The organism is Shouchella xiaoxiensis, from assembly GCF_016907895.1.
Classification (GTDB): domain Bacteria; phylum Bacillota; class Bacilli; order Bacillales; family Bacillaceae_D; genus Shouchella; species Shouchella xiaoxiensis.
This window is the reverse complement of record NZ_JAFBCV010000012.1, coordinates 102999-124506: the sequence shown is the minus strand read 5'-3', so window position 1 is coordinate 124506 and position 21508 is coordinate 102999. Positions and strand designations below refer to the sequence as shown.

Below are 21508 nucleotides of genomic sequence, written 5' to 3'. Positions count from 1 at the left end.
TTCCTCCTCGCAAATGTAGCTCCTCACCCCTATTATGAAGAATAATTAAAATAATTGAAAGGGTTTTCATCACTGTTGACACTTCTTTTTTTTAATACGATAGCGGTTCTTTCCACGAATCATTCTATCCACTGCATTCTTGCAATTACCTAACCACTTACCTTGATAATCACTTTTCAAAGCAAAAACAACGTTCTGTGAAATAGTTATTTCACAGAACGTTGTTTTTGCGCTAAACTAGAGTTGAGGTGATAACTTGTCCATATTCGCAAGATTAAACGAGCAGCATACAAATCAAGCTACATTGACAAATGACTTTCATTCGAGTCATTATCGTCGCTATAACGATATGCCCTCCTTTGTTCAACAATACATTGACTCTATTGGTTCGCTAGGATACAGTCCAACAACAATCCAACGCTATCTATACGATTTTCTTGATTTTTTTTCGTACGTACAAAGGCATAGTGATAGTCCGTTCTTAATTAATGACATCCAGCTCTCGGATTTTGCGCAACTGAACCAAAAGGGAATTGAACATTATATTTCTTATCTCTCTCTAGAAGTTCAAAATGAAGCAAAAACCATTAATCGTAAGCTTTCTGCCTTACAATCTTTATTTACCTATCTCGTTAAAAATCATTCGCTTGCCGATAATCCGGTTGTACATGTGACGCGACCAAAAACAAAGAAACGAAATCCAGTTTATTTAACAGTTGAGGAGATTAAAGAAATTACCGATTTAGTCTGTAGTAGTGAAGGTCTAACGACTCGACAACAACGTTATTTTCAAAAGCTCTATTTACGAGATTATACAGCGATAATGATGTTAGCACGCACCGGGCTTCGATTATCTGAATTAGCGTCACTACGCATGTCGCAAATTAATATCGTTCGCAAAGAATTAGTTGTTTTTGGAAAAGGTAACAAAGAACGCTTAATTCCAATACCAAATGATTTAGTTGACATAATAAATAATTATGTAAACTCAATTCCTTCTAACTACCAACCAAAGCGTGATGACTATTTTTTTATCGGCTATGACTTTAAAACAGATTCGTATACTTCTTCATTATCAATTAGTGCATTTCAAAAAATGATTGGCCGTCACTTCGATAGAGCCAGTCAGCAAATTCCATCCTTACGAGATCGCAAGCTTTCTGCACACAAATTGCGTCATAGCTTCGCAACCGCCCTTATTAAAAACGGTGTAAATGTTTTAACCATTCAGCAGTTGCTTGGTCATACTTCTGTCGCAACAACGCAAGTGTATGCACATATTCACCAAGAAGCGAAACGAGACGCTATGAATAAATGGCAGTAAAAAGTTTATGCATATTCTGCTTTTCTTCGGGCAAACTACAAGCAAATTAATCGTTTGTTGCAAATGACAACCGTTCTCCACAATTTGGACAGTTTACTCGAAAAGGAGCGTTTTTGCATGTTTTCGTTTTTTATTCACGCGTTTGTGTCTATTTTTGCGGTTACACATCCGCTGCTCAACGTCTCAGCTGTGCCTAATCGCAATAAAAATGAAGAAGTTATAGCTTATCGCACACATACGATTGAGGTCATTCTAATGCTAATGGCAATTGGTACGGTTGTTTTGATTGTTGGCCAATTCGTTTTTTCTTGGTTTCACATTTCAATTCAAACCTTACGCATTATTGGTGGCTTCATTATCTTCGTCGTCGCTTGCACGCTCTTGCGTTTGCCGATCTTTATTTCTAAGAAACAAACAACTGCAGATGATGAACTAAAAACACATACAAAAGATGGGTTTTTTAACTCATTTCCTATTCTAAAAAAAGTCGCTCGTACGGTAGAAAGCTTAACGTCTCGTCAGTCATTTCGACTTCTTCACATATGTATTACCTATAGCGCGATCTGTTTTGTTTTATCCATTGCATATGGCCTCCATATGATACTCGATTGGTTTCAAGGCCGTGTGAACAACAGAGTTTGGTTTGTCTTAACAAAACTAGCAGGTATTTTGCTCGCAACTTTCGCGCTCGAAATGGTCTTAGTTGGTTTAACCGACGTCTTTCCAATCTTTGAGCAAAAAGCAGCATAAAAAAACTAGCCCTTAGGCTAGTTTTTTGGTTTAAAGATTATATAACTTCGTGTATTTATCAGTAAGGTAACGGATAAGCGGCTGTGGATCAATTCCACCACCCGTTATATCATGAATAATGTCTTTTGGCTTCTTTACTTTTCCATATTGATGAACATGGGATCGCAACCAATCTTGAATAACGTGAAGCTGATTGGTTTCAATTAACTCGTCAAAGTTCGGTAAATCTTTTAAAATTGCTTCTTTTAACTGAGCGGCATAGATTAAACCTAAAGCATAAGATGGAAAATAGCCAAAAGAACCAGATGACCAATGAACGTCTTGTAAAACGCCTTCGCCATCATTTTCGGGCTGTATACCCAAGTATTCCTCTACTTTTTCATTCCAACGTCTAGGTAATTCTGCTACATTGACTTTTTCCTCAAATAACTCCTTCTCTAATTCATAACGCAAAATGATATGCAAGCAATACGTAAGCTCGTCTGCTTCAATCCGAATCAAAGACGGTTTTGCTTCGTTTAAAGCATAATAAAATGTATCTAAGTCAATGTTATCGAATTGTCCACTCGCATATTCTTTTAATACAGGGTAATTGGTTTTCCAAAATGGATAGGATTGACCAACAAACTTCTCCCAGAACAACGATTGTGATTCATGAATTCCCATTGATGTACCTTTCGCTAAGGAATAGTTAATTAAATCAGAATCAATGTTTTGTTCATATAATGCATGACCACCTTCATGAATCGTCCCTAATAGGGCAACACGAAAATCATGTTCATCATACTTTGTCGTAACCCGCACATCGTCAGGGTTAATACCAATTGCAAATGGATGAACGGTCTCATTTAAGCGACCTTTATCAAAATCATAGCCCATTGTTTTTAAAATAGCTTCACTAAGGTTTTTTTGAGCTTCTTTTGGAAAATGTTCAAATAAAAAAGAGGTCTCTGGCTTCGTTTCAGCCTCTGTTACTTGCTTTACCAATGGAATAAGATGTTTTTTTAATTCACTGAAAACAGAATCAAGCGTTTCCGTAAATACACCAGGCTCAAAGTCATCGAGAAGCGTATGGTAAGGATGGTCTTCAAAACCAATATAGCCAATAAAACGCTTTTTAAAAGCCACTAACTCTTCTAAATACGGTTTAAAAAACTCAAAGTCACTTCTTTCTTTTGCTTCTTCCCAAGCAGCTTCTGCTTTTGATTGCAACAGAACAAATGCCTTAAAATCCTCAGCAGGAATTTTTGTATGTTCATTATACATTTTCTCTGCTTCTTCTACAGCTCGTTTCATTACGTGTGAAAGCGTATCGTCTTCTTTCAAATGAGTAATGGCCTGTTTCATTTCATCCGAGATGGACAAGGCGAAATGTTCACTTGATAAAGTACTCATCGCCTCAGCACGTTGGTTAATTGACTTTTTTGGAGCTCCAGTTCTTGAATCCCACGCCATTAGTGATAACGCTTGTTCGTAATGGTTCATTTTCTTTAAAAGTGCTTTAAAATTCATTTCTGCATTTGTCATTATGTAACCACCTTCCTTCCTCTAGAATAGCAAGTAACCTCCTTAATAAACAAGCATTAAGACGTAAATAGGAGATTATGTTACACTTGTTAACAGGAGTGATGGTAAAAATGAATTTAACGATTACCAATGAGGCTGCAGCCTTTTATAAAAATGAAATGGAATTAGATAACCATGTTTGTCTCCGCTTATATGTAAGAGTTGGCGGTGTAGGTTCAGGCGGTTTTTCTGTCGGGGTTGAGCGCTTAGATGTTCGTCCAGCTACTTGGTTTACAATTGAAGCAGGTAAGCTTTCATTTGCTATTGCCGAAGACGATTATTGGTATTTTGATGGAATGACAATTGATTACAATGAGGATCTAGAAATGGTTGCTTTTCACCAACCTAAATTTGATAATCTTGATCATCCTCTACATGTATAAAAAAAGCGTGATGACAGCATCACGCTTTTACGGTTTAAAAATGATTGTTTTCCGCTTCTTCTAGCTGTTGACTCGTTAAATCTAACAGTGCTGAAGAGTGAGCGAAAAAGGCTTCATCGATATTATTCTGATAAGCTAACGCTTGCTTGAACTGCGTGTGAGCTTGTTGTAATGCCTCATTTGCAGCCTTTAATTGGTTCTCATCCATACTACGTGTTGCTTGTCCAACCATATGTTGCGCGGCTTGAATGGCTAGTTCGATTTGCTGTAAATCGCTATATCCATTTCCATTGTTTTGATAGTGATCCATGCGACACCCTCCTTTACATAGTAGGTTCAACAGAAGGTGCCTAATTTATACATAAACAAGTTTACATAATTATATTATTGTTAACTTGCTGTTGTTTAATGATTTCTGGAAAAACTGGTTCAAGAGATTGATAGAGTTTTTCGTACGTATGAAACACAGATGCATATGTATGTACATGCTTCTGAAAAGGTTCAAAATTAACGGTAGGACCAACTTCACTGTTTTCAGTTAAGCTTTCTATGCCTAGAGCATGCTTTGCGAGTCTAACCGCACCAAGTGCAGATGCATGATGAGACTGCGGCAAACGTACACGCTTCCCTGTAATATCCGCTAGCATTTGTACCCACTCTTCTGACCGGGCAAAACCACCTGAAGCGTGGATGGCTTTGACAGGACCAATGGTTTCCTCTAAGGCAGCTAGAACCGATTGAATACTGAACAGAATCCCTTCTAATACTGCACGACTAAAGTGGGCTCGCTGGTGGGTTGCGGATATTCCGATAAAAGCGCCTCTCGTATCTGGATTCCAATAAGGAGCCCGTTCACCATTTAAAAAGGGAAGGAAAAACAACCCATTCGCACCAGGGGGTACTGTTAATGCTTCCTTAATAATATCCACTGTTTTTTCCCCTTTTGCAAATTGATCAATGTACCATTGTAAAGCGATGCCTCCATTATTTGTTGCTCCACCGGCAATCCAGTCATCTTCTGTAAGTGCATAACAAAATGTTCGCATTTCTAAATCGGTCGATGGTTGCTTTGTATGCATACGAACAGCCCCACTTGTACCAATGGTTACCGTTGCCACATCACTTGTTAACGCAAATGTACCGACATTCGCCAATACCCCGTCACTCGCTCCGATAATAAAGCGACAATTTGAATAAGGCAATGCTTGTTTTCCCCTACTTGTTCTTTTTGTAAACTCATAAGTTGTTGGTACGATCACAGATAATTTTTCTCTGTTTACACCAATATAATTAAGAATATCCTGGTCCCATTGTTTAGTCGTCAAATGATAAACGCCAGTTCCTCCTGCAATCGCTTCATCCACCACATACTCTCCAAACAATTTCTGGCAAATATACTCTTTTATTGAGATAAACTTTGCAGCTTTTTTGAATACAACTTGATTATTTTGATTAAACCACTTAAGCTTCCCAATCCACGACATTGGATGGATTGGTGTTCCTGTCCGTTTGTAAAAATCCTGATAAAAGTCCGTTTGCTTAAGTTCATTTATAATAGCAGCTGATCGATTATCTGCCCAAATAAGTGCATTTATTAATGGCTTCCCATTTTCATCAACCGCCAGCAATGAATGCATCGCTGCAGAGAGGCCAAATGCGGTTATTTGATTCGTAATCTTATGTTTCGTATGTAATTGCTCAAGCGCCAACAAACAAGCTTCAAAAACCACCTCAGCATCTTGCTCAGCATACCCCGGCTGTTCTTGTATAAGTGGATAGTAAGCTTCGCAACTATCAAGTGCTTCATTCGCCTTTGAAAATAAAACAGCCTTTGCACTTGTTGTTCCTATATCTAACCCTATTGAATACATAATGCCTCCCCATTTGAAACCTTCATTCTTAACGTAATGTTTTCACAATAATACCAAGCTCTTCAAACCACTTTCTGTCATTGAAATGCAGTGCAAGAAGTTGTAAACAATGGTAGTCTTCATCTAGTAAACTTTCTCCAACTGATTGTATGTCTTTCGCATAAATCAATATTGGTTCTTTTGACCGGTTCGGTTCAATCGTGTAAAAATAATAGGTTTGATAATGAGTATCTTTGCATTGAAAGGACTGATTTTTTTCGATCCAGCCTAATACATCTTTTGATCCTCTTTTTATTTGAACCCAAGTCCCATCAATCATCCAGATACACCCCTTTTGTGGTAGTGTATCTGTTTTTAACTGTTTTATGACTTTTGCTTTTTTATTTTGGTAAATGAAATTATTTGACTTCTCCAAACATAAAGGCAAAAAGCTCATGGAGAGTGATGATTCACTTTTCCTATGAGCTTTTTCGTTAGTCGCGTGGCGGACGAGGACCAAAAAACTGGTAGTAATCCGTCTTAATATTTCCATTGTAAAGCTTGCGTTTCTTACTTGCCTTTTTTCCATAAAGCTCTTCATAACCTTCATGCGACGTTAAGACATAGACAGACCATGTATCATGCATAGCCATCACTCGTCCCATGTCACGGTACATTTGTTCAACTTCATCTCGCTCACCTAACCGCTCACCATATGGTGGGTTTGCGACAACAATTCCATACGATCCTTTATGACGAAAATCACTAATTTGCATTTGTTTAAACGTGATTAAATCAGCAAAACCAGCTTCAGCGGCGTTGTCCTTTGCGAGCTCGACTGATTTATGGTCAATATCAGAGCCTACGATATCAAGTCTTTGATCGTAATTAGCTAAGTCTTCTACTTCCTCACGCGCTTGTTTCCATCGCTCTTCTCCGACCCAGTGCCAATCTTCAGAGACAAAGTCACGATTAAAGCCTGGCGCAATATTTTGCCCAATCATAGCGGCTTCAATTGCCAATGTTCCTGAGCCACAAAACGGGTCAGCAAAAGGGCGATCTTTATTCCAGGTCGTTAACTGGATCATTGCTGCAGCCAGCGTTTCTTTTAACGGTGCCTGGTTATGAAACTCACGATAGCCTCGTTTGTGTAAACCAACACCACTTGAGTCGAGCGTCAGCGTTGCTGTATCTTTCAATAACGCCACTTCAATTCGGTAAAATGGCCCATCTTCATCAAACCAGCCGCGCTTATATTGTTTTTTCATGCTTTCTACTACTGCTTTTTTTACAATTGCTTGACAGTCGGACACACTAAACAATGTTGATTTGACCGAACGACCAATTACTGGAAATTCAGCATGTGGAGGCAGTAAGTCTGCCCACGGTAGTGCTTTTGTTTTCTCAAATAACTCATCAAAGGTAAAAGCCTTAAATTCTCCAACTCGGACTTTGATTCGATCTGCCGTTCGCAACCATAAGTTCGCACGCGGAATTGCGTCAATTGGTGCTGTAAATAAGACACGCCCATTTTCTACAGTTACATCTGTATAACCTAAGTCCTTCACTTCACGTGCACAAATTGCTTCGAGTCCCATTGTTGTTGTTGCAATTAACGTAACTTCTTGCATGTTAACCAACTCTCCCTTTAAACAACCTTAACTTAATATAAAATAACGCCGTCGAAAAAACGCTCAGCTACAACAGCTCCAATGATTGTAACGACTCCAAACGTAAATACTAAATAAGTAGCGATTTTTTTAAGGGAGCTTGAATTGTAGTGAAGATAAACAGCTACCATATAAAACGCAAAAATGCCTATTAGAAAAAGTCCGCCGATACCAAACAAATAACCTTGGATTGCGAAACCTACCGCATTAAGAATGAATAGGATAATTCCAATTACATACATGACTTTTGCTTGACTCATTTGTTTAAAACCTCCTGATGCTTATTTTCTTTAGTGTACCAGAATCCAAATAAAAAAACCCTTTACAAGGGTTTTAGCTCGCTTATAAATTCATCTACATGCCAATCATAAGCCATGTTCTGTACGATTGTACTGCATACGGTGATGAGCCTCGTACTAAAAGTAGCAACTATCTATCTACGAATAAATCGTCTTTTTAGTTCCGTTCATTTCCAGACTAAAAAATGCCCCTACCATTGTTTGGGTTTCTCGCTCGCGGGGTTTACCTCGTTCCACTCTGTTCGTTTCCAAACAGACTCCGTCACTGTGGCACCTTCAAAGAGTGTGTACCGTATCTAATAGAAGACTTAGGTGCTTCTCTTGCCGTCAATTGCAGAATTGCAACTGCCCTAGCTTATGAATTGGCTAGGCACGAACACTACTAGCTTCTCAGCTAGTGCGAGCATGGACTTTCCTCTACGTTAAGAAACGCAGCAGCTGCCTCATGACATGTATCTTCATAAGCGACTTCCCTAGTATAGCTTACTCTAAACGATTTTACAATCCTTCTTCATAAACTCGATTCGGTTCATGAATCGCTTGTCTTGCCAGTTCATCGGCTTTTTTGTTTTGTTTGCTTGGAATCCACTTAATAAAAAATAAATCAAACGTTTCCTGCATTGTTAAGATCCGTTCCAAAAACGGGCGGTATGCTCGATTTTTAATGTAGCCAGAATCAACGCTGTTGCTCACAAGCTGCGAATCGGTTCGAATTGACAATTGTTGAATCCCTTTTTTCGTAGCGATATGCAAAGCGAGCTCTAGCGCACGGAATTCAGCCTCATGGTTGCTCATAAAGCCTAAATGGTAACGCAATTGCTCTACTTCTCCATTAGGATACACAAACAAAATGCCGGCACCAGAGGAACCTGGATTACCAGCACTAGCACCGTCAGTATACACGTGAATCATTCGTACATCTTATTTCCAAAAACTTTTTTTTCTAAGTTCGATAACCGTTGGAGAATGTCATAGTTCGTACTGCCCGCCGACGGCTGACTTACTTGGCTTCTTTGAGGTCGATCAGATTGCTTTTTTAATTCCTGTCTTAATTCTTCGTTTTCTTTTTCAAGTTGCTCCACTTTGCGTTGAAAGCCTTCATAATCCTGGATAACGGAATCAAGAAACTTGTCAACCTCATCTTGATTGTATCCACGCATACTTGATTTAAAATCCTTATCCAATATTTCTTTTGCAGTCAATTTAATTTCGATTGGATTCATCTAAGGTCACCTCATGTTCTATTCCATGTTACACTCTATTTTTTCAAAAGTTAACGCTAAAGTCAATTTATACCCTAGGCTTTCATTATTTTTACAAAGGTTTAAAATTCATTTTCTTCTTCACGACCGATTTCTTCTACCTCATCAGGAGAGATAAAGACGATTGGTTTGTTCTGAACTTGTGCAGCGCGGATATAAAAAAGCGGTGATCCCTCCATTAAATCATCATACAATACAAGCATAGCATCCGTTTTTTGCACAAGATACTCGTTTTTTTGCTTTAATTGATTGGGATTTTCGTAAGGTCTTTTAGAAATGCATTGAACAAAGTCTGCTTTAGCCAATCGCTCTATGTATAATGCTTTCGTCTCATCTTTCCAATTCGCTTCTTGCTGTTCAAAAGGGGGCAAAACGGCTAATCGAAGCTCTGGATACTCTGATTCACGCATTGAGATAACAACGTCTATTGCCCATTGCTCAACGCCAGTTTGTCCACTTGTTACAACCCATTCTAGACCTTCCTCGACATAAGACCGAATTCGCTTTTCAAGCGTTTTTTTTATCCATGAAATCCCTACATGTTTTTCACTAAACACGCCTAATTCATGAGCTTTGTATCCTGTTACTAATAATGACTGCATCTAATTCTCCTTAATAAGAGGAGCAGGCAAATGGTATTCGCCCGCTCACGCTATATTATTTTTTAAAGCCACTGTATGGTGATACATTTGACGGCTTCATGTTTGCTGGAGAAACATTTGAAGGCTTCATGTTGGACTGAGCCATATTGGAAGGCTTCATGTTTGCCGGTGATACATTTGATGGTTTCATGTTAGAAGGTGCCATGTTGTTCGTTGGAGCCATGTTATTGGCCATCCAATTGTTGTTCATCATTGGTTTTTCACAATACTGCTCATTCTTCACGTTTTCAGTTACGCTATCTGAATGTGGGTAGTGATGAATGTGTTTGTACACATGATTCTTAACATGTGTTGTGTGACTTGGGTGAATCTCTGGCACGATATACTCTTGCGTGCTTTCTACGACATTGTGCATTGTTGGATGCACAACAGCAGGTAATTCTTGTGAACAAGTTGGTAACGTCATGCTTGGATGCTGCATTCCTTCACATGGGTTACACATTGGACGTGGGGGTGGGCAACAATGGTTTGGTCTTTTATTAAACATAAGGTTAAAGTCCTCCTTTTGATTTTGAGTCATTAATACCTTATGTATTTCCCTACGCTCGTGTACTAGTTCAAAAACCTAATTTTATAAAAATGCATGATTTATTCGCTAGGCTTGAAGCAAAATCGGTCGATTCTTAGCGCATTGCCCACGAACAAAGTCGACTCCTGCGCTTCCCCGGGAAATGAATTAATTATTCCGCTTCTCTAGGCGGTTAATTCGCTTTATTGCCGCCGAACGTTCTTTTTCAGTCCCCGCCTCTTCCAAAGCTCGATATGCAAATACTTTTGCCTGTTCACTGTTGTTTTGATAACGCTCGTTAATCAATGCTAATTCCGTTGCACATTCAAAGCAATTGTATTCATTCTTTAAACAATGTTTAAAGTGGACAAGTGCTTCATTATAAGCATGCTGTTTTTTTAATAGTTTGGCTAAGTTAAAGGCTGCTTGAACGGACAGCGGATGAGGTTCTTTAATCAAGTCGCGATAAATTTGGATTGCTTCTTCCTCTGCATTCACTGATTCATACCAGCGTCCAACTTCAAAGCGCTCGCCCTCTCTTGCAGTAGTTTCTTGATTTAAGATTTCTTCTGTCAACGTTGCATAAAGGGACATTAGCGATAAAAGATCTTTCTCGTGATGAATAAACACACTTTTTATTAATGAAGGATCCCCTTCCCGTACAAAATCGAAATAAAGCAATGGAACCAAATGTGACGGCGTGTCATCATCCCGATAAACACCTAGTTTCTCTTCTTCAATAACACTAAGCTTAAACGAACTTAGTGTATGTTTCCACACTCTCCTTGAGCCATGCAGCAAATCAAAGTGACCAAACTTCGGCAAAGTCGGTACCGTATCACGTAACAAAGCATGTCTCGTTTTTAATCGAGGCCAATCAAACGCCTTTCCATTAAAGCTAACTAGGTAATCCATCCGACCGACATCTGTTAAAAAATAATAAAACAAGGCAGGCTCAGCCTCAGGTGATGGCAGGAGAAATTGCCTAACGATAACCTCATCCTCGGCAAAAAAAGCATAGCCAATTAAAAACATCTGTGTGCCTGCGCCACTGCTAAGCCCAGTTGTCTCAGTATCAAAGAAAATAAGCTGTGTTGATGGGATATTTTTCTTTGATAAAGGGTGATTTCCTCCTGTCGTATCCCAGCTATTAATCATGGCTTGCATGTCTCTGAATGTCGATTTTCCATATAGAGAATCTAACGGATAGCGTTTTTCTCTAATATAACAAATCATTGAATCAAACGTATAAGGACTCGCTCCGATCTCGGACCACGCTTCATTAAATGGTTTATTTGGGATTGGCTGCGAATTGCTGTTTACGGGCTCAGGCGTTTGTATATAAGCTTCAAGTCTTTTTAATTTTGATTTAATTGACATGAGTGAACCCTTTCTTACTACCAATACGGTAAATGAAATTATCTGTAACTTTCATGATCTACTAAATCGAGTGCTTTCTTTACGCCTTTTTTTACGTTAAAATCTGAGGATGTTTGCCCAATACAAGCCGGGCATCCAGCCACACATTCACATGACTTTAGCAAAGCTTTCATATGAGCAACAATTTGGTGCATCTGTTGATAAATGGTTTTCGCTAAGCCGATGCCTCCTGGGTAGGAATCATAGACAAAAATAGTTGGTAACTCTGAGTGATCTGCTTTTAATTGCGGGACAACATGGAGATCATTGCGATCACACATCACGTGGATCGGAGCAACATGATGCAACAAACTAGCAAAACCCGCTAACACTTGGTCCAACGAATCTCTCTCGATTGCAAATGAATCTTTAAAAGTAAACCACATTGCGCTCGTATGCAAGATTTCCTCAGGTAAATGAATTGGTCCAGAACCGATATTCTCCATCGTAGATAGCTTTATTTTTTTAAATAACGTTGCTTTTCCAGTTACCGCAACATCACCAAAAGATAATGATAAATCTTCGTGCTGCTCATCTAATAAATCTTCTTCTAAAACATGAAGCGATACGGCTAAATTAGCATCTGTAAAATACTCAACGCTAACTTCACGAACAAAGGCCTTTTTTTCATCCCAATCCAAATATTCAACTTGATACTGGATTCCTTGATGTAAATAAATGGCTTCGTCATGAAGCAACGTCATCGCACTGAAACGATCCATTTCACCAATGACTTTCTGATTCGGGACTTCTGATTGGTCAATGATTACCACATTTTCTTGTGAAGCCGACCTTAAACTAATTCCATGTGCTGGGAACGCATCGTTCATCCAGTACCACTTACTCCCGTTAAAATGAACAACCTGTTTATCTGTTAAATACTCCAAATAATCATCGACGATTTCACCGTTAAATGAATCGCCTTGTTGAAAAGGCAGTTCATATGCAGCGCACTTTAAATGGTCAAGGTAGATTACGAGATTATGTGGATTCAGTCGAGCCGTTTCAGGTGGCTTCTCAAAGAAATGTTTAGGATGTTTAATTAAATATTGATCAATCGGATTGGCTGAAGCAACCAGAACCACGACGGATTCATTCTGCCTTCTTCCTGCTCTTCCTGCTTGTTGCCAAGCACTAGCAATCGTTCCTGGGTATCCAGTCATCACACAGACTTGGAGCTGGCCAATGTCCACTCCGAGTTCAAGTGCATTGGTCGAAACAACGCCAAGAATAGAGCCATTCCTTAATCCAGTTTCAATTTCCCTTCGCTGCTTTGGTAAATAGCCGCCTCGATACCCGCGGATAGAGTGACCTTTCACCCCTTTGTTAATCCGCTGCTGCAACCGGCTCAAAATAAGCTCTACCCGAACTCTACTTTTAGCAAATACAATTGTCTGGATGCCTTCACTTAAAAATGATCCAGCGAGCTCTTGCGCCTTATTTAATGCACTCTGTCTAATTTGTAATGGCTCATTTACGATTGGTGGATTATAAAAAATAAAGTGTTTTTTTCCTTTAGGCGCACCATTTTGATCAATTAATTCAATCGACCCGTTTGTTAATTCTTCTGCTAGTTCTTTTGGGTTAGCAATCGTAGCCGATGTGCAAATAAATTGCGGAGTTGCACCGTAGTAAGCACAAAGGCGTCTTAATCGCGCTATGACATTAGCGACGTGACTACCAAACACACCTCGATATGTATGCAGTTCGTCAATGACAACATAGCGTAAATTCTCAAAGAATGAAATCCATTTCGTGTGATGGGGAAGAATGGCCGAATGAAGCATATCAGGGTTCGTAATTACGATATGACCAGCTTTACGAACCGTCGTGCGAATTTGTGGCGCCGTATCGCCATCGTACGTATGGCATTTAAGGTCAATCCCTAATTCATCAATTAACTCATGTATCTCACTCATTTGATCTTGCGCCAATGCTTTTGTCGGAAAAATATAAAGCGCACGACTCGTTGGCTCAGCCATAATTTGCTCAACAACTGGTAAGTTATAACACATCGTTTTTCCTGAAGCAGTTGGGGTAACGGCAACGAAATTTTTCTTTGCCCGTGCCAGCTTTAGCGCTTCAGCTTGATGTGTATAGAGCTCGCTAACTCCTCGTTTACGTAACGCATGGCATAACCTTACATCTAAATCGTTCGGAAAAGGAATTGTCCTAGCTTGCACGGCCGCAATTTCTTCCCAATGAACGATATGATTATCCGTTCGAAGTTCCTTTAACACTTGTTTTAGTGTTTTCTTAAACATGTCATCACCTCAGCGTATACAATCCGCTTCTAATCTTTATTACATCCATTTTAGCGAATGGTTGTTCTCTTGGCTAGTTTTAAATTATAAGTAAAAATTCTGATAAAATACTGCACATCTCCTTTCTTATCGTGTATAATAAGAGATATTTCGACAGACGAAATGTAGGAGGATGAAAATGGAATTAACAAAAAGAACGGCTGTAGCCGTCCATGAAACATGGAATTTAACTGACTTATTTTCTTCAATTATGGAATGGGAAAATGCGTTGCAAGAAGTGGAGCAAGAAGCAAAAAAACTACATCTTTTTAATGAAAAGGTTGCCGAACGACCAGAACATTTATTGAATGTTTTGCAAGCTCGTGAAAACTTGCTGGAAAAAGTCGTCCCTGTTATGACTTATGCTTCTCTTTCTCTGTCAAGTGACGGAACCAACTCTGATTCTCAAGCGAATGCAAGTCGTGTCCATGCCCTTCAAGCCATTGTTCAAGCAGAATTAGCAAAAATTGAAGCGGAGTTAATGGCACTTCCTATATCATTAATCGAACAATTCCAACAAGATTTACCCGAACTTGATCAATTTAACGCTTACTTAGATCAACTTTTGCGCGATAAACCTTATGCGTTATCGGCAGAAACAGAGGAAGTCCTTGCATCATTAACACCGGTTCTAAATGCTCCATCATTGACGTATGCAGCTAGTAAATCAGCTGATATGACATTTCCTTCGTTTAAAGGTGCCGATGGTGAAGATCATTCACTTTCTTTTGCCCGGTTTGAAGATCAGTATGAGCTTTCACCAAATAAAGAGGAACGCAAAAATGCATTTAGTACATTTGATAACACATTAAAACAGTATGAAAATACATACGCAAAGCTCTATGCCACAGAAGTTACAAAGCAAGTTACCCTTGCCAAACTACGTGGTTATGACTCTGTTGAAGGCATGCTGCTTCATCCGCAAAAAGTAACGAAAACGATGTATCATAATCAGTTAGATACGATTTACAGCGAGCTCGCTCCGCATATGCAACGCTTTGCCAAATTAAAAAAGGAAGTACTTGGTTTAGATACGTTCAACTTTTTCGATTTAAAAGCGCCACTTGATCCGGAATTTGAACCAGAAACAACATACGATCAAGCGTTTGATACGATCATTCAAGCATTAGCTCCACTTGGCAATGATTATGCACAAATGTTGCACCATGCAAAAGATGATCGTTGGGTTGATCGTGCTGACAACATCGGAAAAGCCACTGGTGCGTTTTGTGCGAGCCCCTATGGATACCACCCATATATCTTATTGACATGGAAAGATACAATGCGTGGAGCATTTATTCTAGCTCATGAACTTGGGCACGCTGGTCATTTCTACTTGGCAAATGCGAACCAGCCATTAAACGCAACACGTCCTTCAACCTATTTTATTGAAGCACCTTCAACAATGAATGAACTGTTTCTCGGAAACTACTTACTAAAAACAACCGAAGATCCACGGATGAAGCGCTGGGTTATCTTACAATTTATTGGAACGTATTATCACAACTTTGTTACTCACCTACTTGAAGGAGAATTTCAACGTCGCGTTTACACTATGGCTGAAGAAGGTCGTCCACTGACAGCAACACTATTACGAAAAACCAAACAAGAGGTGTTGTCGGGCTTCTGGGGGGATGCCGTTGAGATCGATGAGCGCGCTGGCCGCACATGGATGAGACAGCCTCATTATTACATGGGCCTTTACCCATACACGTATTCTGCTGGCCTGACAGCGGCCACTAAAGCGTATACGCTTTATGAAGAAAAAGGACAGCCTGTTCTTGATTCATGGTTAGAAATGCTGAAAAGTGGTGGAACAAAAGAACCACTTGAATTATTTAAGCTTGCAGGCGTCGATATGGAGCAGAAAAAAACAATTCAAGACGCTGTTGCTTATGTTGGATCACTAATCTCAGACTTAGAAACAAGTTATCGCTAGCTAAAAAGAGTCAGGTCCCTAGGGGCCTGACTCTTTTTTATGTTATTTGTCTTCTTCACTTGCCTGTAACAACGCTTTGTAGCCAGAACGAGTTAATTGATTTTCTTCATCAATATAATTCGACTTCGCCAATGAATCGCTGCTCTCTTTTGACAGACGTGGCAGCAACCGCTGTATTTCGTTGTTTAATGAGGCAAATGATCCTGACTCCAGTATACCCTCATCCATCGAAGCCGCTATTTCTTTCATGGGGGACTCTTTCACAAATAATTTTTTCGTTCCTCTTACAACGGACATTAAACGACTTGAGGCATTGAGCCATTCCTGTCGAACGCGCGACGTCTCTGATTCGGTTTGCTCTAACCGATCGCGAATTTGATTTTTTTCAATTTCTTGAAGTTGTGTTTTACTAAGAAGCTCTTCAAATAATTGCGTGCGGTCCAAATCAAGTTTTTGAAGCTGAAATTCTTTTTCTCGTAACGCTTCTAAATCATGCTCTTTTGTCTTTTCTTGTTCATGATTTATTTCAATCTCTTCTACAAGTTGTTCTTTCTTTAATTGTTCCAATCGCTTTTCAATCCGTCTATTGCCAAAATATAAATAAACAAATAATGAAACGAGCGAAGCCAACACGACTACGCGATACCAAAGATCACTTAAAAGCGCTAGGCTAATAACAGCAACAAAAACAATCCCTGCGAGCGCATAGATCCAGCCTGGCTTTTTTATATTCTCTGCCACAATCAACCGACCTCTCCCTTTTTCATTTCCTTTTTCTGCATTCTAGCGCTTTCGACGATGTTTGTCCAGACAAACATTGTAACGACAAAGAAGGATCGCATCTTCTCAGACGCAACCCTTCTCTACCGATTAAATGTTCACTTTACTCTCGTACCACTGCTTTGCGGCATCAATCTCTTCTCGGACGAGCTGATGTCCTCCGTCAGTCCAGAACGCTTCTACAGTAGCGCCAGCCTGCTTTAAATCTGCTACTAACGTTTCTGTCTCTTGCGCAGGAATCATTTGATCTTGCTTTCCCGCCCCAACAAAAACAGCTGTCTCATTCAAAGCTGGTAATGCACTCTTTTCTTGGGGAACCATTGCGTGAAACAACATAGCACCATTTAGAACACTACCATGTTCATAAAGCAGGTTTGCTGCAATGTTTGCTCCGTTTGAATAACCGATCGCAACCATTTTATCACCGTTAAATCCATATTCTTTTGCCGCTTCTTTCAAAAATTGATCAAGCTCGTCCGTTCTATTCTTTAAATCTTCTTTATCGAATACGCCTTCAGCCAACCGTCTAAAAAAACGAGGCATGCCGTTTTCTAATACGTTTCCTCTTACACCTAACACATTTGCACTTGGATCAATCATCTGCGCAATTGGCAGAAGGTCGCGTTCATTTCCGCCCGTCCCGTGTAATAAAACAAACGTTATTCCGTTTTCATCTTGTCCTTTCTGATAAACATGCACGTGATTTGTCATAATTGCCCTCCAATAATAACTGGTTTAAGTTTTTGTTCAATCTCGGTACGTTTTGATTCTAAAAATGGTGGTAATGAAAGCCGTTGACCAAGGACATCTTGCTTTTCATCGATAGTGAAGCCTGGCCCTTCGGTTGCCAGTTCGTAAACAATTCCACTACCGTCTTTTATATAGAGCGAATGGAAATAATGTCTGTTTACTACACCAGAGTGCTGAAAGCCTGCATCTGTAAAATAAGTACTCCACTGCTGTAATTCATCTAAATCAGCTACTGCGAAAGCAATGTGGTGAACACTGCCTCGACCTGGTCTTTCTTTTTGAGCTTGACTGTTCTGTTCAACCCAAATTTCCACCTCATCATTTGCTGATGCATGTAAGACAGCTACACCGTCTACCGTAAGACTATGGTTAAAACCAAGATGAGAAACTAGAAATGGGATTGTCTGTTCAACATCTGATACCGTCAATTGATTGGGTCCAAGCTGGTTGATGCGATAGGATTGGGGGATGCCTTCTAATGTCGACGTTTCTCCTGAGTGGTCCCCTTTTGAAAGCATCGCTAACCTCTGACCATCTTGATCTTCAAACCGCAAGAGGGAGTATTCATTAAAAGTTTGAATATCAGAATGAGTTATTTGTAAATTATCAAACCTTGTTTTCCAAAATGTTAGAGCATCAACGGAATCGACGATAAAAGTCGTTAGCGTTATTGCATCCGAACCACGATGCGTTTTAGCAGCATGAGGCAATTCAAAAAAGGTAATTTCCGTGCCTGGATTTCCTTGTTCATCCCCATAAAATAAATGGTACATAAATGGATTATCTTGATTAACTGTTTTTTTCACTAACGTCAAGCCAAGAGCTTGGGTATAAAACGTTGCATTTTCACTGGCATTTCTCGTATAAGCAGACACATGATGATAGCCACGCACACTTAACATAGATACCCTCTCCTATTCATCTTTGTGTAGCTTTCGTAATAAGCTTAACAATTGCTTTTGTTCTTCTTTTGTTAAAGCAGAGAATAGTGATGCTTGAAACTCAGCTTGTTTAGGTCCAACATCATTTAATAAAGCAATGCCCTTTTCCGTTAGTTCAATCGTTTTCGAACGCCACTGTCTCGTTCTCTTTATTAAACATTCTTGCTCGAGCTTCACTAAATTATGAGTAACATTTCCTTTTGTAACAAATAACTTGTCGGCCAACTCATTTTGGGTAATTGGCTGAAAGGCTTGAATTTGCATCAATGTATCGAACTGAGGCAAGGTTAATCCCCACTTCGACACATGCTTACTTGAGGCACTGTTGCTTTTATGATAAAAGCGAGCAAGTCGAAACCACAGTGCTAAAGCCAGACGATTGTTGCTCAAAAAAGTGTGCTTCATGCATCTCACCTCCCACTCAGTTTAACATTAAACTGAGAAAATGCAAAAAACCAGCCTATGTGACTGGTTCCTCCTTGTTATTTTTTCAAGCGGTCAATTTCATATTCCAATAGTGAAATGTATTCTTCATAAATCTCAATAAATGCCTCTCTCCGGTATTCTTCTTCTTCCTTGCGCATTTCGTTAATTTTAAATTTATACTCTTCTTTTGTTGGTCGTTGTTCTTCCATCTTTTAACCCCTCCAATTATTCTTTTCAAACAACAGAAGCCCTACCTCTCTTCTATCGTTACGGCTCCTAGACCGTGCCACTTGATTGAAAAGTTTGCGCTTCGTTCACTAGCTGTCTGTTCAATCGCACCGCTCCTTTTTCGCACATCTTTCTATACCCTTCTCTACCTCTCTTAAACACGATCCTGTTATACAACAAAAAAAAAGAGCCCTTCGGCTCTAAACATAATAATGATTAATCATCTCTAAAATGGAAGGTTCTTCTGTAACAGGTGGTTGCTTTTTTTCCGTATCAGCCATCTTTACTCGCTCCTTTTATTAGAATGATTTCACTTCTTACTTCTACTATATGCAATTGTACTATAACAGTCAATAGTTTTTTTATTTTGTTTTATAACAAAAAAAAAAAAGACCTTAAGCTATTTCTCCATTCAGCTTAAGGTCTTTCATCTAATTTTTAACAGGAGTATTCTTTTGTCTACTTTGATTGAAAGAAGCAATAATTTGAGCTACACCGTCCAACTCATTGCTTGTAGTTTCATATACTGCTTGCTCTTTAATAAACTGCGGCGCATTTGCCATTGCAACTGATAAAGGTGTTTTCGCAAACATCGAAAGATCATTTCCGTTATCTCCAATTGCAACTACTTCTTGAACAGGAATGCCATGCAAATCACATAACCATTGAAGAGCTTCTCCTTTTTGCGCATTTGTATGCGTGATTTCTAAATTATCCGCTGCTGATGAACTCACTGAAACAAGATCAAAACGACTTATTTCCTTCTTTGCTTCCGTTAATTTATGTGAATCAAGGGTGAAAGCAAGCAATTTTAAAATCGTTTCATTCTGTTCTAAAAGTCGCTCATACGATTCGATCTGCTTTACTGCACCAAGTTCGAATCGTTCTTTTGCATGATGAAGCATTTCGTCTTCTGTTAGGCTCGCTCCAGTTGATTTTAATACATCAACCACAACAGCTAGACCCTGTTCAACATTATCTGAATAGACGGCATCGGCACCATACACCTCAAAATAAATCGCGTGTTTGCGCAAGATCGTCATAATAGCCTTTACTTGTTCTTGCATTAACGGTTCTTGTTTTAGCAAGCGTCCATTAGCATCATGTATTTGCGCTCCGTTTGCACTTATAATAGGGACCGTTAATTCAGCTTTTTTTAACGGTAATCGAGCTTCATAATAATCTCTACCGGTTGCAATAAATACTGGTTTTCCCTCTTGCTGCAGCTGTTTTAATGCTTCTACATTTCTAGGTGATACTTCTCGTGCTTCGTTTAGTAATGTCCCGTCCATATCGGTTACAAGTGCTTTCATTTTATCACTCCCTCTCGCTCGTTATTATAAAAAAAGGAGCTTATTGATGCAAAGGAATAGATTTATTCACATCATCCATACTACCTGTATAAACACGACTAAGTGAGGGATTAAATGTGAGAATACAGGTTAAAACAACGATTAGTATCATCATTCTGTGTCTTTTATGTTCATGCGTAAATGGAAACAGTCCTGCTGAACAACCAGCAGAAATAAAAGGGATGTCTAATCGGCTTGATGTGAATCACTTAAAAGTTGAACAAACACCGGAATTAGAGGAATTTGCGACAAAAACGAAAGGATATCTAGGCGAAATTCAGGATGAATTAACACAGTTAGGTCATCTACTTGAAACAGGTGACAAGCATGCGGCTGTGTCTTTGAATGAATCCCTAATCAAAAAGAGCAAACAGTGGGATCAGCAACATGCGCCAGAGTTATTTAGCGACTTGCAAAACCTTCATCATTCCTATTATGTAACGTTACAAGAGCTTCAAGATGCATTAAATCAAAATGATGTGAATGACCAACAACTGCATTACGGCTACAGTGTGCTTACAATTCGCCTCTTTTCAGTCGAATTTCAATCGCTCATTGAACAGTACGGAATAAAAGCACCCAAAAGCTAATTGTCGAATAATGACTAAAATACCTTTTATTTGACTAGTTTTGCTAAGTCCTTTTTCTTCTTGGCGAATCAAGCTATAATAGCAGTTGGGTGTAAATACGGACAAGCGGAGTTGAAAAATGATTCATATTGATATTGAAGTGAAACGCAGTGAAATGCATATGATTGCTAGTAAATTTGGCATGACTGCTTCCAAAACGGTAAAATGCTCGCAGGAGCTTGATACTTTATTAAACTGCTTGCAAAGCTATCGCCGTAACAAACAAAATTAAAGTTGCAAACAAACCGAGGATTTGATAGAGTTAACCCATAAACTGAACAGGTGTTTCGAGTAGAGGTGCATGATCGATAAGTATAACCATTGAAGAGTTTGGGCTCTTATGATGTGGTTAGAAAGGCGTGATTGCCGAAATAAGCATGAACCCACAGTTATGCTTATTGGGGCTGATTCTAAAAAAGATCAGCACTGTCATACATTCGTATGGTGGGCTATCTCAACCTAGGTAT

The 21508-nt window shown here is 39.3% G+C and carries 24 protein-coding genes, 1 other RNA gene and 1 riboswitch; of the genes, 6 read left to right on the top strand and 19 right to left on the bottom strand.

Translation table 11 applies throughout. The features are described 5' to 3' along the window. Nucleotides 1–256 precede the first annotated feature (256 nt). Both JOC54_RS17110 and JOC54_RS17105 read left to right on the top strand, forming a co-directional pair. Nucleotides 257–1324: a tyrosine-type recombinase/integrase gene (locus JOC54_RS17110; RefSeq protein WP_204467787.1), complete on the top strand. Its 1068-nt coding sequence runs from the start codon at nucleotides 257–259 to the stop codon at nucleotides 1322–1324. A 117-nt stretch (nucleotides 1325–1441) separates the two neighbouring features. Next, complete coding sequence (locus JOC54_RS17105) at nucleotides 1442–2074, top strand: MarC family protein (RefSeq protein WP_204467785.1); 633 nt, start codon at nucleotides 1442–1444, stop codon at nucleotides 2072–2074. Between the two features lie 30 nt (nucleotides 2075–2104). On the opposite strand, the gene JOC54_RS17100 is transcribed toward JOC54_RS17105, so the two are convergent. Continuing rightward, nucleotides 2105–3601 carry a carboxypeptidase M32 gene (locus JOC54_RS17100; protein WP_204467782.1) on the bottom strand — a complete coding sequence of 499 codons (1497 nt, stop codon included), beginning with the start codon at nucleotides 3599–3601 and terminating at the stop codon, nucleotides 2105–2107. A gap of 110 nt (nucleotides 3602–3711) precedes the next feature. Between JOC54_RS17100 and JOC54_RS17095 the strand changes: the two genes are divergently transcribed. Beyond that, the gene (locus tag JOC54_RS17095) at nucleotides 3712–4023 is read left to right on the top strand and encodes an iron-sulfur cluster biosynthesis family protein (RefSeq protein ID WP_204467780.1); all 312 of its coding nucleotides are present in this window, start codon (nucleotides 3712–3714) and stop codon (nucleotides 4021–4023) included. A 34-nt stretch (nucleotides 4024–4057) separates the two neighbouring features. Here the strand turns inward: JOC54_RS17095 and JOC54_RS17090 are convergent, their stop codons facing one another. From JOC54_RS17090 to JOC54_RS17035, 12 genes are all read right to left on the bottom strand, one after another. Further along, complete coding sequence (locus JOC54_RS17090; protein WP_035420651.1) at nucleotides 4058–4333, bottom strand: DUF2564 family protein; 276 nt, start codon at nucleotides 4331–4333, stop codon at nucleotides 4058–4060. 61 nt (nucleotides 4334–4394) lie between these two features. Further along, nucleotides 4395–5894, bottom strand: a complete 1500-nt coding sequence (locus tag JOC54_RS17085; protein WP_204467777.1) for a gluconokinase — start codon at nucleotides 5892–5894, stop codon at nucleotides 4395–4397. A 28-nt stretch (nucleotides 5895–5922) separates the two neighbouring features. Beyond that, nucleotides 5923–6213 (bottom strand): hypothetical protein, encoded by a 291-nt coding sequence (locus tag JOC54_RS17080; protein ID WP_437183567.1) that lies wholly within the window; start codon nucleotides 6211–6213, stop codon nucleotides 5923–5925. A 154-nt stretch (nucleotides 6214–6367) separates the two neighbouring features. Next, nucleotides 6368–7504, bottom strand: coding sequence for a THUMP domain-containing class I SAM-dependent RNA methyltransferase (locus tag JOC54_RS17075; protein ID WP_035441729.1), 1137 nt, complete (start codon nucleotides 7502–7504; stop codon nucleotides 6368–6370). 32 nt (nucleotides 7505–7536) lie between these two features. Continuing rightward, complete coding sequence (locus JOC54_RS17070) at nucleotides 7537–7803, bottom strand: hypothetical protein (RefSeq protein WP_035420649.1); 267 nt, start codon at nucleotides 7801–7803, stop codon at nucleotides 7537–7539. Nucleotides 7804–7906: 103 nt separating this feature from the next. Then, nucleotides 7907–8292, bottom strand: an RNA gene (gene rnpB / locus JOC54_RS17065) — RNase P RNA component class B. 48 nt (nucleotides 8293–8340) lie between these two features. After that, on the bottom strand, nucleotides 8341–8754 hold the full coding sequence (locus tag JOC54_RS17060) for a ribonuclease HI family protein (protein ID WP_035420648.1): 414 nt from the start codon (nucleotides 8752–8754) through the stop codon (nucleotides 8341–8343). Next, complete coding sequence (gene gpsB / locus JOC54_RS17055) at nucleotides 8751–9065, bottom strand: cell division regulator GpsB (protein ID WP_035420646.1); 315 nt, start codon at nucleotides 9063–9065, stop codon at nucleotides 8751–8753. Before gpsB ends, JOC54_RS17060 begins: the two co-directional genes overlap by 4 nt. 101 nt (nucleotides 9066–9166) lie before the next feature. Beyond that, nucleotides 9167–9706, bottom strand: coding sequence for an SLOG family protein (locus tag JOC54_RS17050; RefSeq protein ID WP_204467773.1), 540 nt, complete (start codon nucleotides 9704–9706; stop codon nucleotides 9167–9169). Nucleotides 9707–9761: 55 nt separating this feature from the next. Beyond that, complete coding sequence (locus JOC54_RS17045; RefSeq protein ID WP_239586794.1) at nucleotides 9762–10253, bottom strand: spore coat protein; 492 nt, start codon at nucleotides 10251–10253, stop codon at nucleotides 9762–9764. 189 nt (nucleotides 10254–10442) lie between these two features. Continuing rightward, nucleotides 10443–11654, bottom strand: a complete 1212-nt coding sequence (locus JOC54_RS17040; protein ID WP_204467770.1) for a ribonuclease H-like domain-containing protein — start codon at nucleotides 11652–11654, stop codon at nucleotides 10443–10445. Between the two features lie 38 nt (nucleotides 11655–11692). Next, nucleotides 11693–13957, bottom strand: coding sequence for a DEAD/DEAH box helicase (locus JOC54_RS17035; protein WP_204467768.1), 2265 nt, complete (start codon nucleotides 13955–13957; stop codon nucleotides 11693–11695). 178 nt (nucleotides 13958–14135) lie between these two features. Between JOC54_RS17035 and pepF the strand changes: the two genes are divergently transcribed. Further along, the gene (pepF, locus tag JOC54_RS17030; protein WP_204467766.1) at nucleotides 14136–15935 is read left to right on the top strand and encodes an oligoendopeptidase F; all 1800 of its coding nucleotides are present in this window, start codon (nucleotides 14136–14138) and stop codon (nucleotides 15933–15935) included. A 42-nt stretch (nucleotides 15936–15977) separates the two neighbouring features. Here the strand turns inward: pepF and JOC54_RS17025 are convergent, their stop codons facing one another. The 6 genes from JOC54_RS17025 to JOC54_RS17000 form a co-directional block, all read right to left on the bottom strand. Then, nucleotides 15978–16682, bottom strand: a complete 705-nt coding sequence (locus tag JOC54_RS17025) for a hypothetical protein (RefSeq protein WP_204467765.1) — start codon at nucleotides 16680–16682, stop codon at nucleotides 15978–15980. Between the two features lie 123 nt (nucleotides 16683–16805). Beyond that, nucleotides 16806–17426 (bottom strand): alpha/beta hydrolase, encoded by a 621-nt coding sequence (locus JOC54_RS17020; RefSeq protein ID WP_204467764.1) that lies wholly within the window; start codon nucleotides 17424–17426, stop codon nucleotides 16806–16808. Beyond that, nucleotides 17423–18367 carry a VOC family protein gene (locus JOC54_RS17015; protein WP_204467763.1) on the bottom strand — a complete coding sequence of 315 codons (945 nt, stop codon included), beginning with the start codon at nucleotides 18365–18367 and terminating at the stop codon, nucleotides 17423–17425. Before JOC54_RS17015 ends, JOC54_RS17020 begins: the two co-directional genes overlap by 4 nt. A 12-nt stretch (nucleotides 18368–18379) precedes the next feature. Beyond that, the gene (locus JOC54_RS17010; RefSeq protein ID WP_204467762.1) at nucleotides 18380–18811 is read right to left on the bottom strand and encodes a MarR family winged helix-turn-helix transcriptional regulator; all 432 of its coding nucleotides are present in this window, start codon (nucleotides 18809–18811) and stop codon (nucleotides 18380–18382) included. Nucleotides 18812–18888: 77 nt separating this feature from the next. After that, entirely contained in the window at nucleotides 18889–19041 is a 153-nt protein-coding gene (locus tag JOC54_RS17005) for a hypothetical protein (RefSeq protein ID WP_204467761.1), read from the bottom strand. 450 nt (nucleotides 19042–19491) lie between these two features. After that, nucleotides 19492–20373, bottom strand: a complete 882-nt coding sequence (locus JOC54_RS17000) for a Cof-type HAD-IIB family hydrolase (RefSeq protein WP_204467760.1) — start codon at nucleotides 20371–20373, stop codon at nucleotides 19492–19494. 116 nt (nucleotides 20374–20489) lie between these two features. Here JOC54_RS17000 and JOC54_RS16995 point away from each other — a divergent pair, with 116 nt between their 5' ends. Together JOC54_RS16995 and JOC54_RS16990 are read left to right on the top strand one after the other, a co-directional pair. After that, nucleotides 20490–21002, top strand: coding sequence for a hypothetical protein (locus JOC54_RS16995; RefSeq protein WP_204467759.1), 513 nt, complete (start codon nucleotides 20490–20492; stop codon nucleotides 21000–21002). A 118-nt stretch (nucleotides 21003–21120) separates the two neighbouring features. Next, nucleotides 21121–21273 carry an aspartyl-phosphate phosphatase Spo0E family protein gene (locus JOC54_RS16990; RefSeq protein WP_081761193.1) on the top strand — a complete coding sequence of 51 codons (153 nt, stop codon included), beginning with the start codon at nucleotides 21121–21123 and terminating at the stop codon, nucleotides 21271–21273. 52 nt (nucleotides 21274–21325) lie between these two features. Beyond that, a riboswitch (Lysine riboswitch) is annotated at nucleotides 21326–21501 on the top strand. Nucleotides 21502–21508 lie beyond the last annotated feature (7 nt).